This window comes from Ensifer sp. ENS02 (genome assembly GCF_014851885.1).
Classification (GTDB): Bacteria; Pseudomonadota; Alphaproteobacteria; order Rhizobiales; family Rhizobiaceae; genus Ensifer; species Ensifer adhaerens.
Map to the genome: position 1 here is coordinate 287,796 of NZ_JACVAO010000010.1, position 15,532 is coordinate 303,327.

General features: G+C 63.1%; 14 protein-coding genes. 8 read left to right on the plus strand and 6 right to left on the minus strand.

What is annotated here, in order from left to right:
• Positions 1 to 51: 51 nt before the first annotated feature.
• Complete coding sequence (locus tag IB262_RS22810; RefSeq protein WP_090295834.1) at positions 52 to 1,410, minus strand: HAMP domain-containing sensor histidine kinase; 1,359 nt, start codon at positions 1,408 to 1,410, stop codon at positions 52 to 54.
• Positions 1,407 to 2,081, minus strand: a complete 675-nt coding sequence (locus tag IB262_RS22815) for a response regulator transcription factor (RefSeq protein WP_034799630.1) — start codon at positions 2,079 to 2,081, stop codon at positions 1,407 to 1,409. The genes IB262_RS22810 and IB262_RS22815 overlap by 4 nt, the downstream gene beginning before the upstream one ends.
• Positions 2,082 to 2,351: 270 nt before the next feature.
• Here IB262_RS22815 and IB262_RS22820 point away from each other — a divergent pair, with 270 nt between their 5' ends.
• From IB262_RS22820 to IB262_RS22835, 4 genes are all read left to right on the plus strand, one after another.
• Positions 2,352 to 4,064 carry a phosphoethanolamine--lipid A transferase gene (locus tag IB262_RS22820; protein ID WP_060586247.1) on the plus strand — a complete coding sequence of 571 codons (1,713 nt, stop codon included), beginning with the start codon at positions 2,352 to 2,354 and terminating at the stop codon, positions 4,062 to 4,064.
• A gap of 142 nt (positions 4,065 to 4,206) precedes the next feature.
• Positions 4,207 to 4,578 (plus strand): hypothetical protein, encoded by a 372-nt coding sequence (locus IB262_RS22825; protein ID WP_090295831.1) that lies wholly within the window; start codon positions 4,207 to 4,209, stop codon positions 4,576 to 4,578.
• Between the two features lie 214 nt (positions 4,579 to 4,792).
• Entirely contained in the window at positions 4,793 to 5,464 is a 672-nt protein-coding gene (locus tag IB262_RS22830; protein WP_034799633.1) for a metallophosphoesterase family protein, read from the plus strand.
• 113 nt (positions 5,465 to 5,577) lie between these two features.
• Positions 5,578 to 6,252, plus strand: a complete 675-nt coding sequence (locus IB262_RS22835) for an HAD family hydrolase (RefSeq protein WP_083523538.1) — start codon at positions 5,578 to 5,580, stop codon at positions 6,250 to 6,252.
• Positions 6,253 to 6,311: 59 nt separating this feature from the next.
• Here the strand turns inward: IB262_RS22835 and IB262_RS22840 are convergent, their stop codons facing one another.
• On the minus strand, positions 6,312 to 7,901 hold the full coding sequence (locus IB262_RS22840; protein ID WP_060518168.1) for an ABC transporter substrate-binding protein: 1,590 nt from the start codon (positions 7,899 to 7,901) through the stop codon (positions 6,312 to 6,314).
• 154 nt (positions 7,902 to 8,055) lie between these two features.
• Entirely contained in the window at positions 8,056 to 8,742 is a 687-nt protein-coding gene (locus IB262_RS22845; RefSeq protein WP_112772172.1) for a GntR family transcriptional regulator, read from the minus strand.
• A 240-nt stretch (positions 8,743 to 8,982) separates the two neighbouring features.
• Between IB262_RS22845 and IB262_RS22850 the strand changes: the two genes are divergently transcribed.
• The 4 genes from IB262_RS22850 to IB262_RS22865 all read left to right on the plus strand — a co-directional run bounded on the left by IB262_RS22850 (position 8,983) and on the right by IB262_RS22865 (position 13,876).
• Positions 8,983 to 10,014, plus strand: a complete 1,032-nt coding sequence (locus IB262_RS22850; RefSeq protein WP_060530331.1) for an amino acid ABC transporter substrate-binding protein — start codon at positions 8,983 to 8,985, stop codon at positions 10,012 to 10,014.
• A gap of 171 nt (positions 10,015 to 10,185) precedes the next feature.
• Entirely contained in the window at positions 10,186 to 11,334 is a 1,149-nt protein-coding gene (locus IB262_RS22855; RefSeq protein WP_060601369.1) for an ABC transporter permease subunit, read from the plus strand.
• A 3-nt stretch (positions 11,335 to 11,337) separates the two neighbouring features.
• Positions 11,338 to 12,444, plus strand: a complete 1,107-nt coding sequence (locus tag IB262_RS22860) for an amino acid ABC transporter permease (RefSeq protein ID WP_192444847.1) — start codon at positions 11,338 to 11,340, stop codon at positions 12,442 to 12,444.
• The gene (locus tag IB262_RS22865; RefSeq protein WP_192444849.1) at positions 12,437 to 13,876 is read left to right on the plus strand and encodes an amidohydrolase family protein; all 1,440 of its coding nucleotides are present in this window, start codon (positions 12,437 to 12,439) and stop codon (positions 13,874 to 13,876) included. Before IB262_RS22860 ends, IB262_RS22865 begins: the two co-directional genes overlap by 8 nt.
• A gap of 16 nt (positions 13,877 to 13,892) precedes the next feature.
• Here IB262_RS22865 and IB262_RS22870 read toward each other — a convergent pair whose 3' ends face one another.
• Positions 13,893 to 14,480, minus strand: coding sequence for a YqaA family protein (locus IB262_RS22870; RefSeq protein ID WP_034799640.1), 588 nt, complete (start codon positions 14,478 to 14,480; stop codon positions 13,893 to 13,895).
• 129 nt (positions 14,481 to 14,609) lie between these two features.
• A complete protein-coding gene (locus tag IB262_RS22875) occupies positions 14,610 to 15,515 on the minus strand; it encodes an AraC family transcriptional regulator (RefSeq protein ID WP_192444851.1) in 906 nt (301 codons plus the stop codon).
• Positions 15,516 to 15,532: the final 17 nt, after the last annotated feature.

Here is a 15,532-nt window from a genome sequence, read left to right on the forward strand (position 1 = left end):
AAAAATGTGCGATGCACACGCGGGCGCGTGCTGTCCCTGTCGTCGGGCTCGTCAGCCCGACAGGGCGGCGGAAAAATCGATCGAGAACCGGGTGCCACGGCCGGGCGTCGTGTCGACCGCGACGGTTGCCTGGTGCAATTCACTGATGCGCCGCACGATCTTCAGGCCGAGGCCGAGCTGCCCGGAGCTTTTTACATAGCCGAGGTCTTCGTTGTGCTCCGGAAGGTCGATCAGCCCCTTGCCGTCATCCTCGACACAGACGACCGGGCCGGGGCCACAGGTCAGGACGATCCGGGTTCCCGGCGGGTTGTGCTTGACGGCGTTCTCGATGAGGTTGCGCAGCATGTTTTCGACGAGCGCCGGAATGGCGGTTATCTGTGGCGTGCCTTCGTTTACGAATTCGAGGGACTTGTCGTGGTCGAAGACGAAAGGTGCAATCGCCTCCGCAACGGCGGCGCCGATCTGAGACAGGCTGGTGCGCTGGTAGGCGGAGGGATCGACGGCATCGGCGCGCGCGAGCGAGGTCAACTGCTCCAGAATATGGGTGAGTGCGTCCAGGTCGCGCTCCGCATTGCGCGCCCGCGGGTCGTCGATGCGGCTCAGTTCCATCTTGGCGATCGACACCGGCGTGCGGATTTCATGGGCGATCGACGACGAGAACAGCTTTTGCGACTGGATGAGATCGGCAACCCGGGTCAGCATCCGATTGACTGCGGTGACGAGACGGGCGATTTCCTGCGGCATCCGCGTCAACGGCAGGCGCGCATTGCTGTCGCGCGGGTCGAGGGCGTCGGCGGCCTGCGCGGCCATGGCGACCGGCCGCAGGGCGCTGCGCACCGACCAGATCGTCGCGCCGATCACGAGACAGAACATTAGCGTCATCGGCACGATCATCGAATCGAACATCTCGTGCAGCAAGGCGCCGTACATGAAGCCGTTCGGATCGTTGAGGATCGCGAGTTCGACCAGGACGACCAGGCCGCCCCGTTCGAAAGTCTGGCCGCCGGCAACGCTGAAAGGTTTGCCCGGCGCGATCAGGCGTTTCCAGAATTGCGGCGCGTCGACGTTGAGCGGCAGGAAGTGCTGGGCACATTCGGCCGTGCAGTTCGAATGGATCATCTCGCCGGACGCAGTGCGGATACGCAGGAAAATCGCGCCGTTGTCGTCGGACCGGTCGAGATAGCGTTCGCGCACGTCGCGATTGGGCTCGTAACGCGCCACGCCGTCGCGCACCTGGACATACTCGATCAGGTTTTCGGTTTCCTGCTGCAGCATGAGCACGCTCAGCTTGTCGTCGTCGAACCAGTAGTCGGCGAAGACGACGCCGATCTGGATCGCCATGGCCAACAGCGAGAAGGCGATGATGCGGCGGGCTACGATACCGATCAGGGAAGGGTTTCGGCTCCTCATGGAGCTTGCCTGAGGAGGTAGCCGATGCCGCGCACCGTCTCGATCTGAACGCCGCTATCGAGCGGCTGCAGGCGTTTGCGCACCCTTGAAACAGCCAGTTCCAGGGCATTGGGCGTGACTTCCTGGCCATATTCCGAAAGGGCCGTTTCGAGCTTCCGCTTCGGCACGACGCGACCGACCTCGCGCATCAGGATCTCGATCAACGACCGCTCGCGCGGCGGCAAAGGCACCACCGTGCCGTCGCAGGTGAGGTCGGCGGTTGCCGGGTCGTAGCGCAATGTCCCAGCTTCCAGTACCGGCTGTACGGCCTGGGGATTGCGCCGCAGCATCGCGCGACAGCGCGACAGCAGCTCGCGATGGTGGAACGGTTTTACGAGATAGTCGTCGGCCCCGGCGTCGAGCCCGGCGATGCGCTCGTCGACAGAGCCCTTGGCCGTGATGATCAGCACCGGCAGCCCGGGATACTCCAGGCGGACGCGGCGAAGCAGCGACAGGCCGTCGCCATCGGGCAGCCCGAGGTCAAGCAGCACCAGGTCATGCTCGCGCGCCGCGATCGCCGTTTCGGCATCGGCCACGCTTGAAACCGCATCGAGGCGCCAGCCCGCATCCCGCATGGTTTCACCGACCAGTTCAACCAGTCGCGGACTGTCTTCGACCAGGAGCAGGCGCATTGATTCGTCTCGATATTACAGGGCCACCGCCGACCATATGGGCTTTCGCCGGGACTGCCAACTGCCTGCGCGACACCTACCAGCGCGCGTATCGGCGCAACAATGAGCAATCTTGACGGGGTTTGGACAGCTTGTCCGTCGTATCTCAACGGCTGAGGGGGAGGCTGCAACCTAGCAGGTGGCCGCCACGCGGCCTCCATCTCGATTGAATGCCCGTGCCTGCAACGCCCCTCCCAGGCGCTCTTGCAGTCACCGCAGGAGACTACAGTTTTGAGATTTTCAGGTATTCGCCGCCCCGAAATCGGCAGTATTGCGCTCAGCGCTCTTGTCAGTGCCTATCTGCTCCTCGCCACCAACAAATCCTTCTGGACACACACGGTTGCCTATTTCGACGATTCCCTCACGGCGCGTCTGTCTTTCAGCGCGGCTCTGTGTCTGCTGACCTTCGCAGGCCTGACGCTGGCCTCCGTCAAATATGTGATGAAGCCGGTGATGATCTTCCTGATCATGGTATCGGCCGCCGCCTCCTACTTCATCGATACTTTCGGCGTCATCATCGACAAGGACATGATCGGCAACGCGGCGGTGACGACGCAGGCCGAAGCCAGCCACCTCCTGACCGGCAGTCTGGCGACGCATCTGCTGCTTTACGGGGTACTTCCGTCGCTGCTGGTGATCTGGTTCAAGCTCCGCTACCGGCCCTTCCTGTCGAATGCTGCGGTCAACCTGGCGGTGATCATTCCCTGCCTCCTCGTCAGCGGGGGGCTGGTTTACGCGAACTTTGCAAACGTCGCCTACGTGATCCGCGAACACAAGGACCTGATGAAGCGGTTCAACCCGACGGGGCCGGTTTCGGCTGCCGTGCGATATGCATCCTCGACCTATAAGCAGCGCAACATCGTCGTGCAGCCACTCGCAACCGATGCCCGACAGGGTGCGCGGATTGCCGCTGCCGGCAAGCCCGTGGTTGTCGTCGTCGTTGCCGGCGAAACCGCGCGCGCGATGAACTTCTCGCTGAACGGCTATGGGCGCGAGACCAATCCGGAACTCAAGGCTCTGGGCGTCGTCAACTACACCGACACCACGAGCTGCGGCACGGCGACGGCAACGTCGCTCCCCTGCATGTTCTCCGTCTACCCGCGTGATGAGTACAGCGACTGGAAGGCGCGCTCGACGGAAAACCTCATGAACGTGCTGACGCGCGCCGGCGTTTCGACCACCTGGTGGGACAACAACACCGGCAGCAAGGGCATTGCCGACCTCATCAACTTCGCCAGCATGACCGACCAGAAGAACAGCCCGCTCTGCAAGAACGGGGAATGCCTGGACGAGATCTTCCTCGGCGAGCTCGACAAGAAGCTCTCGGCGACCAAGAAGAACAGCGTGATCGTACTCCACCAACTCGGCAGCCACGGACCGTCCTATTACCTGCGCTATCCCGAGAAGTTCCGGCGTTTCACGCCCGATTGCCGCACGCCCGAACTGATGAAGTGTTCGGTTGAAGAAATCACGAACGCCTATGACAACACGATCCTCTACACCGACTACGTGGTGGCGAGTGTCGCCCGGTTGCTGGAAAAGCATCAGGACCAGATCGCGGGCGCGATGATCTATATGTCCGATCACGGCGAGTCGCTCGGCGAGAACGGCATCTATCTGCACGGCGCGCCCTATGCCATCGCCCCGCGCGAACAGACGCAGGTGCCGTTTATTGCGTGGTTCTCGAAGCCCTACCAGGCGGCAATGGGTGTCGATACGGCGTGCCTCGCCAAGGATACGGCGCAGCCGAAATCCCACGACAACCTGTTTCATACCGTGCTCGGCATGATGAATGTCGAGACCAAGGTCTACAAGCCGGGCCTTGATGCCTTTGCGAGCTGCACGAAGAAGCCGGGCGGCGGGGCGGCGTTCCAGGCCGCGGATACGACCAACGACTTGCCGGCAAGCCCCGTGCGTTCCTCAGGGTTTCCAGGCGCCCTTTAACGGCCCGTAAATTTGCCCACGGTCGGAACAAAACCCGGCCTCGACGCTTCCTTGAAAACACACCCCGATTTCGTTCCCGCCACGGCCGGGGCGGCCAACGCGGCCTCGGCCCTTCGGGACAGCCCAAGGAAGGAGAGGTCCGATGCGCATCGTCGGCCAGCAGGTCACTGCCGAAAGAGCCGGTCGCTCAGGGTTCACCGTCGAATTCATAGGCGACGGCGATGAGGTGGTGACAGTGATGTGTCCCCAGGACAAGGCCGGATCCCTTAACCGGCTGAACGCGATCGCGAAGGCAAAGGAAATTCTGCATGCGGCCATTGCGGCCGACGAAACGGTCGCGGCCGCCGGCGACCAGGCAGGGGTGCGTCGCGGCACCCTGCCGAACGCGCGCCGGGCGCATGATCGCGATGCGATGGAAGAGCAACTCGACGAAGGGCTCGAGGATACTTTTCCGGCAAGCGACCCGGTGTCGATCGCCAGCTCGACCATCGCCAAAGGCCATTCCCGACGCTGACATCAGGACGGCACAATAGTGGCTCCCAAGTGCGGGCATCTCGCCCGTGGCTCCTTACACGGCGGCCCTCATTCTTAATTGTCGCACGGGTCCGCGTCGCGGCCGCCGCATCTTGCATCCTTTCCGCAAAAGGCATGTTATAGCGCCTTGATCTGGCGATATTTTCGGCCTCGAACCGGCCGGCGCCCGCTATCGGAATTTGGAGAGTGAATGCATGGCCGTCCGGCATCTGACGTTCGCCGTCGGCGATATTCACGGCTGCCTCGACCAGCTGCGCGCGCTGCTGGATGAAATCGAAGACTATGCGCCAACGGGGCGGGTGATCTTTCTCGGCGACCTGATCGACCGGGGGCCGGACAGCCGCGCCGTCATTGAACTGATCATGGCTGGTCCGACGAAGCCCGGCTGGACCTGGCTGACCCTCAAGGGCAACCACGAGGAAATGCTTTGGGGTGCCAGCAGTGGTGAAAGCGATGTCGACTGGTGGCTGGTCAACGGTGGCCGAGAGACGTTGATCTCCTATGACGGCACGGTTCCCGGGCGGCACCTGAAATGGATCAAGGAGCTGCCGACGATCCTGGTCGAGCGCTTTCGCATTTTCGTTCATGCGGGCGTCGACGACACGCGGCCGCTGGAACAGCAGGACGACGGGGTTTTCCTCTGGATCCGGCCGCCCGACGACTATTCCGGCGAGTACTGGGGCCGGCACCTTTGTCATGGCCACACGCCGAGCACGGCCAATCCGCGCACGGTCGGAAACCGCACCAATGTCGATTCCGGCGCGGTGTTCAGCGGCATCCTCTCCTGCGCCATCTTCGACGACGATCAGGCGGGCGGGCCGATCGACTTCCTGACGGCGAGCAAGGCTGCCTGGCGCGTCGAGTGAGCGTTGGCATCGGTGGCGTAAATGGCATTGTGCGGGCGGCTCTCCGGTAGTAGGTGTGGCTTCTCCGCTGGGCGAAGCCTTTGCCGCCCGTCTCATCATCTCAGGGGATTGCCTTGGACGCCGCGCCTTCATCCGTTTTCACGAAGAATTTTGCTGCCCTCCTGTTCGATATGGATGGCACGTTGCTGAACTCCATGGCCGTGGTCGAGCGTGTCTGGGGCGCATGGGCGGAGCGCAATGGTCTTGACCCAGTCGAGTTTACCAAAACCGTACATGGCGTGCGCGCCGTCGATACGATCCGCAATCTCGAGCTGCCGGACATCGATCCGGAGAAGGAAGCCTACGACCTGGCGCTGGCCGAGATCGCCGACGTTGAAGGTATTGTCGAGATCCCCGGTGCGGTTGATTTCCTGAATTCTCTGCCGCCGGAAAGGTGGGCGATCGTGACGTCCGCGCCGCTGGATCTCGCCGTGCGCCGTCTCGCGGCCGCCGGCATTCCGACGCCCCAACTGATGATCACCGGTGAGGATGTTTCCATCGGCAAGCCCGATCCACAGGGCTACCGGATGGCGGCCGAGCGGCTGGGCGTGCGTGCGGAGGATTGCCTGGTGTTCGAGGACGCACCGGCCGGAATTCTGGCCGGGCTCGCAGCCGGGGCCGATGTCGTCGTCGTCACCGGTGCGCATGCGGCCGCCGAGGGAACGCCGCACATGACGCTTGCCCGCTACCACGACATCGCGGTGGAGCGCGCAACAGACGGCACGGTATCACTGCGCCGTACCGCTTGAAAACCCGTCGATGAGAACGGGAGGCCGCGTGCCGACCTCCCGTCATTCGCGTCGCTGGTTTAGGCGTTGAGCCAGCATTTCGTCAGCGCGTGCCCGCCCATCAGTTCGCCGTTCGGATCGTCGATCCAACCGCCGACCTTGTCGTTGGTCGCGTCGATATAGTTGTTGAACATCGGTACGATGACGCCGCCTTCGTCGCGCAGCATCATCGCCGCCTGATGATAGAGTGCCTTGCGCTTGGCGTTGTCGAGTTCACCACGCGCCGCAAAGATCAGCTTGTCGAAGTCCTCCCGGAGGAAGCGGGTATCGTTCCACTCGGCCTTGGAGAGATAGGCGATCGAATAGACCTGGTCCTGCGTCGGCCGCCCTGTCCAATAGGACATGCTGAAGGGCTGCTTGTTCCAGACGTCCGACCAGTAGCCGTCGCCCGGTTCGCGCTTCAGGTCGATGGTGATCCCGCATTTGGCGGCGCTCATCTGGAAGAGTTGCGCCGCATCGACGGCACCGGGAAAGGCGACATCGGAGGTCCGAAGCAGAACCGAGCCGCTGTGCCCGGATTTCTTGTAGTGGAACTTCGCCTTGTCCGGATCGAAGACGCGCTGCTCGATATCGTTGTCGAACAGCGGATAGCCCTTGATCATCGGCGTGTCGTTGCCGACGGTGCCATAGCCGGCGAGCACCTTTGCCACCATCTCCTCGCGGTCGACGGCATATTTCAGCGCCAGGCGCAGGTCGTTGTTGTCGAAGGGCGCCGTGTTGCAATGGGCGATGAAGACATAGTGACCCTTGCCCGGCACATTCCGTATGACGACGCCGGGAAGGCGACTGATCAGGGCGACCACCTTGGGCTCGATGCGGTTGATCATGTGGATCTGGCCGCTCTGGAGGGCCGCGGTCCGAGCGGTCGAGTCGTTGATGACAGCGATTTCGATCTGATCGGCATGGCCGCGCTCGGCCGAGCCCCAATAACCTTCGTGCCGCTCTGCGATATGTTTGACGCCCGGCTCGTTGGACACGACCTTGTAGGGGCCGGTGCCGATGCCCGCCGTCGGGTCGTCCTTGCCGCCGTTCGGCTGGATCATCAGGTGGTAATCGCTGACGATATAGGGCAGGTCGGCATTGGGCGCGCGCAGCGTGATGACCACGCTGTCGCCATCGACTTTGATCGTCTCGAAGTCCTGAACGAAGGGCAGGGCCGCAGACTTGGAGTCCGCGTCGCCATGACGCTCGAACGTCGCCACCACGTCGGCCGGGGTCAGTTCCTTGCCGTTGTGGAAGGTCACGTCCTTGCGGATCTTGAAGCGCCAGGTCTTGGCGTCCGGCGTCGCCTCGTAGGCTTCCGCAAGCCGGTACTCGATCTCGCCCGTCGGCGAGACTTCGACGAGCTGTTCGCCCCAGCAGCGCCCGAGCGTGTAGGGGACCTGACTTGCCCAGGTTGCCGGGTCCAGGCTGTTCGTCGATTCCCCGCCGACGAGGCCCGCCTTGAGTGTTCCGCCCTTGACCGGCCCTGCGGCGCGGGCCGCTTGGCCAAGCAGCAGGTTCGCCGAGGCGGCGGTTATCCCGAGTGCCGCGGCGCGTCCGAGAAACTCCCGTCGCGACAGCCGGCCCGCGGCAACCTGCTTGCTCATGAATTCCAGTTCAATTGGCATGTCTTACTCCCTCTCTTGCAAGACCCACCCGGTGTAACCGGTATCGTTGCAGATATTGGAGGCAGATGCCGCGCCTGGTGTGTTGCCGCGCGACAGATGGTGGCGCAGATCGGCGAAAGAAAGTCGTATTCTCGACCGAATAGTTGAGGCGCCGTCACCCCTTGCGGGCGTAGCGTTGCAGGATCGCGGAGATATCCGGCTCGGTCTTGTCGGTGTCGAGTTCGGCGCGAAGCTCGACCGCGTCGAGGTGTTCGAGCATGATCCGTTCCGCCGTGGCGGTGTCGCGCGATTGCAGGGCGCGGATGATCTGGACATGCTCGTCGACGGCACATTCCGGCGAATGCAGCCGCGCGAAGCGAGCGAGGATCAGCGAACAGCGTGAGACGATCTCGCGGACGAACCGCGTCAGCGCCTGTGAGCCCGTAAGCTCGGCAAGCAGGATGTGAAACTCGCCAGCGAGCCGGATCGAAAGCGGGCCGTGATCTGTAAGCGCCGTCTCCTCCTGCCGGACATGCTGCTGCAGCCGCTTGACGCCGGCGGCGTCGAGATCGGCGACGAGCCGTCGGATCACCTCGGCTTCGAGCATGCGTCTCAGTGCGAAGATGTCGCGGGCTTCCTCCAATGTCGGCTCGGCCACGCAGGCGCCCTTATTGGCGCGTAAATCGACAATGCCTTCTGCGTTGAGCCGGACCAGGGCCGCCCGAACGCTGGTACGGCTGACCTTGAAATGGTCGGCGATCGTATCTTCGGAAAGTTTCGTTCCGGGCTTCAGGGCCTGTTCCAGGATCGCCTGGCGCAAAAGCTTGTAGACCACTTCGCTGCGGCTAGATTTCTCAGACAAGGTTGCCTCCCCAACGGGCCGATCGGGGACCGGCCGAACATGCCCCTTGTCTTCGATAGCGCCCGTCCAAATGGTCGTCAATATTGTATACAATAATGTTGATGTTTGTATTCTCTTGTCGTATGCAATTGCAGGCGCCGACAAAAAAAGGCCGGTGCCGGCCGGTTCGGGAGGAGGCGTGCGGAGAGGACCGCGCGACCTGAGAAGGCCTGAAAGGGAACAGCCAATGGGAGGGAATTCATGAACAGCAGGATTCTGCAGCTCTGTGCGACAGTTGCCGGCATCGCCGTCGGCCTGGTGGCCACGACCACTGCCAACGCCGCGACGACGCTCGAAACCGTCAAGGCCCGCGGCAAGCTGATCTGCGGCGTCTCGATGAGCACGCCGGGCTTTGCGACGGCCGATGCCAAGGGTCACATGGAGGGCTTCGACGTCGATGTCTGCCGCGCCGTGGCGGCTGCCGTATTCGGCGATCCGGAAAAGGTCGACTTCGTCCTGACCAACATCAATACGCGCTTCCAGGCGCTTCAGTCCGGCGAGATCGACATGCTGTCGCGCCAGACGACCATGACCTTTTCGCGCGAAACCTCACTCGGGCTCGATTTCGGCCCGACCGTGTTCTACGACGGCCAGGGTCTGATGGTGCCGAAGTCGCTCGGCGTCAGCAGCGCCAAGGAACTGACCGACGCGGCGATCTGCACGCTGCCGGGCACCACGACCGCCCAGAACCTCAGCGACTTCTTCCGTACGATCGGCGGCAAGTTCGAGTTGGTCGTCTTCGAAAGCCCGGACGAAAACCGCAACGCCTTCTTCTCCGGCCGCTGCGAGGCGATCTCGTCCGACCGTTCGGACCTTGCCTCGATCCGCGCCGTTGCCAACAACCCGGACGATTACGTCGTGCTGCCGGAAACGATCTCCAAGGAGCCGCTGGCGCCGGCCGTTCGCCAGAACGATTCCAACTGGCGTGACATCGTCTCCTGGTCTGCCTGGATGCTGATGGCTGCCGAAGAGCGTGGGATCACCCAGGCCAATGTCGACGAGATGACCAAGAGCGAGGATCCGGAGATCCAGCGCATGCTCGGCGTCAGCGAAGAACTCGGCAAGATGCTGAACCTCGACAACAAGTGGGGCTACAACATCATCAAGGGGGTTGGAAACTACGGCGAAGTGTTCGAGCGCAACCTCGGCACCAAGACCGCGCTTGGCCTGACGCGTGGCCCGAACACGCGCTGGAGCGAAGGTGGCCTACTCTACGCACCGCCGTTCCGTTGAGAATCGACGGGCCCGCGCGTTTCGCTCGGGTCCACGTCTCCAGATGGTGCCTAATCGGCCCGTGGAGAGTGCGCGCGGTATGCCGCCGTACTATAAACGATAGAAATCGATCAAGTTATGATCTTGGGTCGCGCCGGCCCGAGATCATTGTGCTCCAAGGGACGGGTGCCGATGCCCCTGTTTTATGACGCGCGCATTCGCGCCTATCTCTATCAAGTGATCGCCGTCGGCGTCGTGCTGCTCATCGCCTGGGTGATGTTCAGCACCGCAAGCGCCAATCTTGCCAAGCAGGATATTGCGACCGGTTTCGGCTTCCTGGCGCGCCAGGCCGGATTTGTCATTACCGAATCTGCCATCACCTATGAGCCGACGGATACGATCGGCCGCGCGATCCTCGTCGGCATCACCAACACGGTCAAGGTTTCGCTGCTCGCTGCCCTGTTCGGCACTGTTCTCGGGCTGTTGGTCGGCATCGGGCGGCTGTCGCACAATCCGGTGTTGTCGCGGCTGATGCTTGCCTATGTGGAAGCGCTGCGCAACGTGCCGCTGCTGCTTTATCTTCTGCTCTGGTATTCGCTGATCATCTCCGTGTTTCCGCCAGTCAAGCAGGCGATCGAGATGCTTCCCGGCGTCTTTCTCTCGAACAGCGGCCTGGTCACGCCGGCGTTGCACTGGCAGAGCGGTTTCGCTGCGCTGGTCACGGCCTTTGTTGCCGGCGTCGCTGCCGCCGTCGTTACCGCGCGCATTCTCGGCCGCCGCCGCATCGCAACCGGCAAGGAGCGGCCGATTGCCCTGTTCGCGACGATCGCGTTTCTGCTGCCGCTCGCCGCAACCATCCTCTTCGCAAACATCTCGGTCACCTGGGATGTGCCGGAACTCGGCCGCTTCCGCCTGAGCGGCGGCTATCATTTGCGCCCCGAATTCGTGGCGCTTCTGCTAGGGCTGACGCTCAGCGTGTCGGCCAATGTCGCGGAAATCGTTCGCGCTGGCATCCAGGCAGTCAGCAAGGGGCAGTGGGAAGCGGCGACGGCACTTGGCCTGTCGCGGGCACGCACGCTGAAGCTCGTGATCCTGCCACAGGCGCTGCGCATCATCATTCCGCCGCTCACCAACACCTATCTGACCGTGTTCAAGAACAGCTCGCTCGCGATCGCCATCGGCTATCCGGATCTGGTGATGGTCTCAAACACGATTATGAACCAGACGGGCCAGGCGATTGAAGCCATTGCCATTTTCATGGGCGTCTATCTCGGCCTGTCGATCCTGATCTCGCTGGTGATGAACTGGTACAATGCGCGGGTCGCGCTGAGGGAGCGTTGAGCCATGACACAGGTCGACACCCTCGTGAGCAATGCGACGCTTGCGCCGAGCCGCGAAGCGCCACCGGCATCGCGCAGCCGCTGGTTCAGCGCCTATTTCGGCACGCCCGGCAATGCGCTGATCACCATCCTCTGCCTCGGCACGGTCTTTGCGCTCGCCAAGCTCGCAATCGGCTGGCTCTTCGTCGACGCCACCTTTGTCGGCACGCCGGCGGAATGCAAGGCGACGAGCGGCGCCTGCTGGCCGTTCCTGTCGGCGAAGATGCGCTACATCTTTTTCGGCTTTTATCCCTTTGAAGAGCAATGGCGCCCGCTGACGGCGATGCTTCTGTTTCTCGGCGCCTGCCTCGTCTCGATGATGCCGAAGGTCTGGGGGCGGGGACTGCTGATCGCCTGGGTCGCCATCGTCCTGCCGGTGCTCTATGTGCTGATGGCGGGCGGCTATTTCGGCCTCACGGTCGTGCCCACGACGCAATGGGGCGGGCTGCCGCTTTCCTTCATGCTCTCCTTCATCGGGCTTGCCTGCGCGCTCCCGCTTGGCATTGCGCTGGCGCTCGCCCGCGCATCGAGCCTTCCGGCAATCCGCGTCCTCGGCGTCGGCTTCATCGAGATCGTGCGCGGGGTGCCGCTGATCAGCATCCTGTTCATGGCGACGGTCATGCTGCCCCTGTTCATGCCCAATGGCATCACCATCGACAAGCTCGTCCGGGCGCAGGTGGCGATCATCCTCTTTGCCGCCGCCTATATTGCCGAGATCGTGCGCGGCGGCCTGCAGGCGGTTCCCAACGGGCAGGTCGAGGCCGGCCATTCGCTGGGTCTGCATTACTGGCAGATCATGCGTAAAATCGTGCTGCCGCAGGCGCTGAAGAAGGTCATTCCGCCCTTGGTCAGCCTGTTCATCGGCTTCTTCCAGGATACAACGCTGGTGACGATCGTCGGTCTGCTCGACTTCCTCGACACCGTCCGCACCGCCATGCGCGACCCGCAATGGCAGGGCATCGCGGTGCTGGAGGGCTATGTCTTCGCGGCTGTTGTATACTTCGTTTTCAGCGCTCTCATGGGGGCTTACAGCCGTTTCCTCGAGCAATATTTCAGGACCACGCATGACTAAAGAGATCCACGTCATCCGCAAAGCGCATACGCTCGTCGCCTTCGACCGCAAGCTTAATGGCCATGTCTATCTCAACGACGCCGACGTCGCCTATGACGAGAAGGGCTTCGTGCATGTCGGCGGCCACTATGACGGTCCGTTCGTCAGCGAAAGCTCCGGCCGCGACCGGATGATCCTGCCGGGCTTCGTCAACGTGCATTGCCATTCCGGCGAGGAGCCGATCTCCAAGGGCATCTTCGAGGACATGGGGACGGCAGCGCTCTGGGGCAATGCGCTCTACGAATACTCCAACCTTCTGGAAATCGATGACGATGCGATTGAGGCGTCGCTGACGGTCATGGTCGGCGACCTGATGCGTAGTGGCGTCACCACGTTGCTCGATATTGCCGGCCCGCATGCGAGCTGGCTGCCGACGCTTGCCAAGAGTGGTGCACGCGCCTTCGTCGCGCCGGGTTTCCGCGAAGCGCAATGGCACGTCGAAGACAGCCATCGTCTTGACTTCCGTTGGGACAGGGCGCGGGGGCGCGATGCCTTTGCGCGAGCGCTTGAGGTCGTCGATACTGCGAATGCACACCCATCGGGCCGCCTTGGCGGCGTCGTCGCACCGTCGCAGATCGAGACCTGCTCGCCGGAACTGCTGCAGGATGCGGTGGCGGCAGCGCGTCAGCGCGGCATGCCGATCACCATTCATGCTGCCCAGACCATGACCGAGCACGAAGAACTCTTGCGCCGGCACGGGCTGACGGCCGTACAATATCTCGAAAAGCTGGGTCTGCTCGGCAAGGACCTGATCCTTGGTCATTGCATCTTCGTCGACAGCCATTCCTGGACGCGACAGCGCACGGAGATCGACTTGCGTCTGCTCGCCGATCGCCAGACGACCGTCGCCCATTGCCCGGTCACCTTCTCGCGCAGCGGCATGGCGCTGGAATCGGTCGGCCGCTACCGCCGCGCCGGCGTCAACGTCGCGCTCGGAACCGACAGTTATCCGTTCAACATGCTCGAAGAAATGCGCCAGGCGATGATCTGCGCGCGGCTCTCGGGCAAGTCCGTCTTCGACGTATCCACCGGCGACATCTTCGAGGCGGCGACGACCGCCGGCGCGCGGGCACTTGGCCGGGACGACATCGGCCGGATCGCCGTCGGCTCGAAGGCGGATTTCCTGGTGGTCGATCTCAGGCACCACGCCATGCAGCCGGTCTACGACCCCTTGCGCAATCTCCTGCATTGCGCGGCGGAGCGGGCGATCGAGCGTGTCCACGTGGACGGCACTTGCGTCGTCAGTGATGGCCGCCCGACCTTGATCGATTATGACGGCGCGCTCGCAAAGCTCCAGGAAGCGCAGGACTGCGCTTGCCGCAAGGCGGCTGAGAATGACACGAAGGGTCGCGCGATGGAGACACTTGCGCCGCTCTCACTGCCGCGCAGGTAATTCCGGCCGCGGTCCGTCAGGACAGAAAGCGGTGTGCGGCGAAGAGGCAGATCAGGACTGTCGCCGCCGCGCCCGCCAGCGCGCCAAGACGCCTTTCGAGGAAATCCCGGATCTCTTCGCCGAAACGGCGCAGCAGCCAGGCGAGCAGGAAGAATCGCGCGCCGCGGGCAATGATCGCCGAGACGATGAACAGGCCGAGATTGATGTTGGCGGCGCCTGAAAGGATGGTCACGACCTTGATCGGCGGCAGATGCGCCAGGCCCGAGGTGACGAGCAGCAATGCCAGCATCTCGCTGTCGACCGAGGCCTTCAGGTGCTCGAAGGTGTCGAGCTTGCCGTAGAACTCGAGCAATGGCCTTGCGATGGTGTCGAAGGCATAATGGCCGAGATACCAGCCGGCGATGCCGCCAAGTACCGAGCAGACCGTCGCCACGAGCGCATAGCGCCAGGCCCGTTCCGGGCGCGCCAGCGCCATCGGGATCAAGAGAAGATCGGCCGGAACCGGGAAGATCGAGCTTTCCACAAAGGCAATGATGCCAAGCCAGACAATGGCGGTTTCCCGTGTGGCGAGCGACATTGTCCAATCGTACAGGCGTCGGAGCATGAGGTGCGGTTCTCTGTTGGCCCGGGGTCCGTTTACAGGCCCCAAGGCTCGTCTATAGGCCAGAGAGCAGGGTGTAAATGTGGCTGACTTCTGTATTTGAGACAATTCTCACGAGAAGCCGTGCCGGCGTTATCGGGCAGCCGCCATGCGCGCGTAGCGCCCTGGCGGTTGCCCGACATGGCGGCTGAAGGCCGTGCTGAAGGTGCTTGCCGAGCTGTAGCCGACATGTTCGGCGACGGCGGCAAGATCCAGTTCGCGTTGCCGCAGCAGGTCCTTGGCGATCGCCATGCGCCAGACGAGCAGATACTCCATCGGTGGCACGCCGACGGCGCGCGTGAAGCGCTCGAAGAAGACGGAGCGCGACAGTGCGGCCTCGTGCGCCAGCTCCGTCACGGTCCAGGGATGGGCGGGATCGGCGTGGATCTGGCGAATGGCCACCGCCAGCCGCGCATCTCCCAGCCCGCGCAACAGGCCGGGTGCCGCGCTCTCCCCTTCAATTGATCGAAGCGCCTCGACAAGCATCACTTCCACAAGGCGTGCGAGGACCAGGTCGTGGCCCGGGCGTACGTCGCGTGCTTCTTCGCCCACTATGCGGATGAGCGTCGAAAGCCGTTCTATCCCGCGCAGATGCATCAATGCCGGCAGCAGCGAAACGAGCAGTCCGGCGTCGGGCGACTCGAGGACGAAATAGCCGCCGAGCAGGCGCACGTCCGGTTCGCCGTCCTGCCTGCCATGGCGAACTTCGCCGACCGGTGACGGCGCCGCCTTGGGATCGATGAAGGTCGGCTGAACCGGATCGAAGCCCGAGATGGTGAAGCCGGGCGTGCGAGGCAACAACACGAAGTCGCCCGCCTGCAGCGTCACCGGCGCCGCGCCATCGACTGCCAGCCGGCACGATCCCTCGATGGCGGTACAAAAGCTCGGATGACCGAATTCGGAGTAGCGAACCGCCCAGCGGCCGGCACCGCTGATGCCTTTGGTGAACACTGTGCGTGGGCGGAGAAGCTGAATGAGCTGCGAGAGAGGATCGGTCATTTCAGGATGCTAGCAAA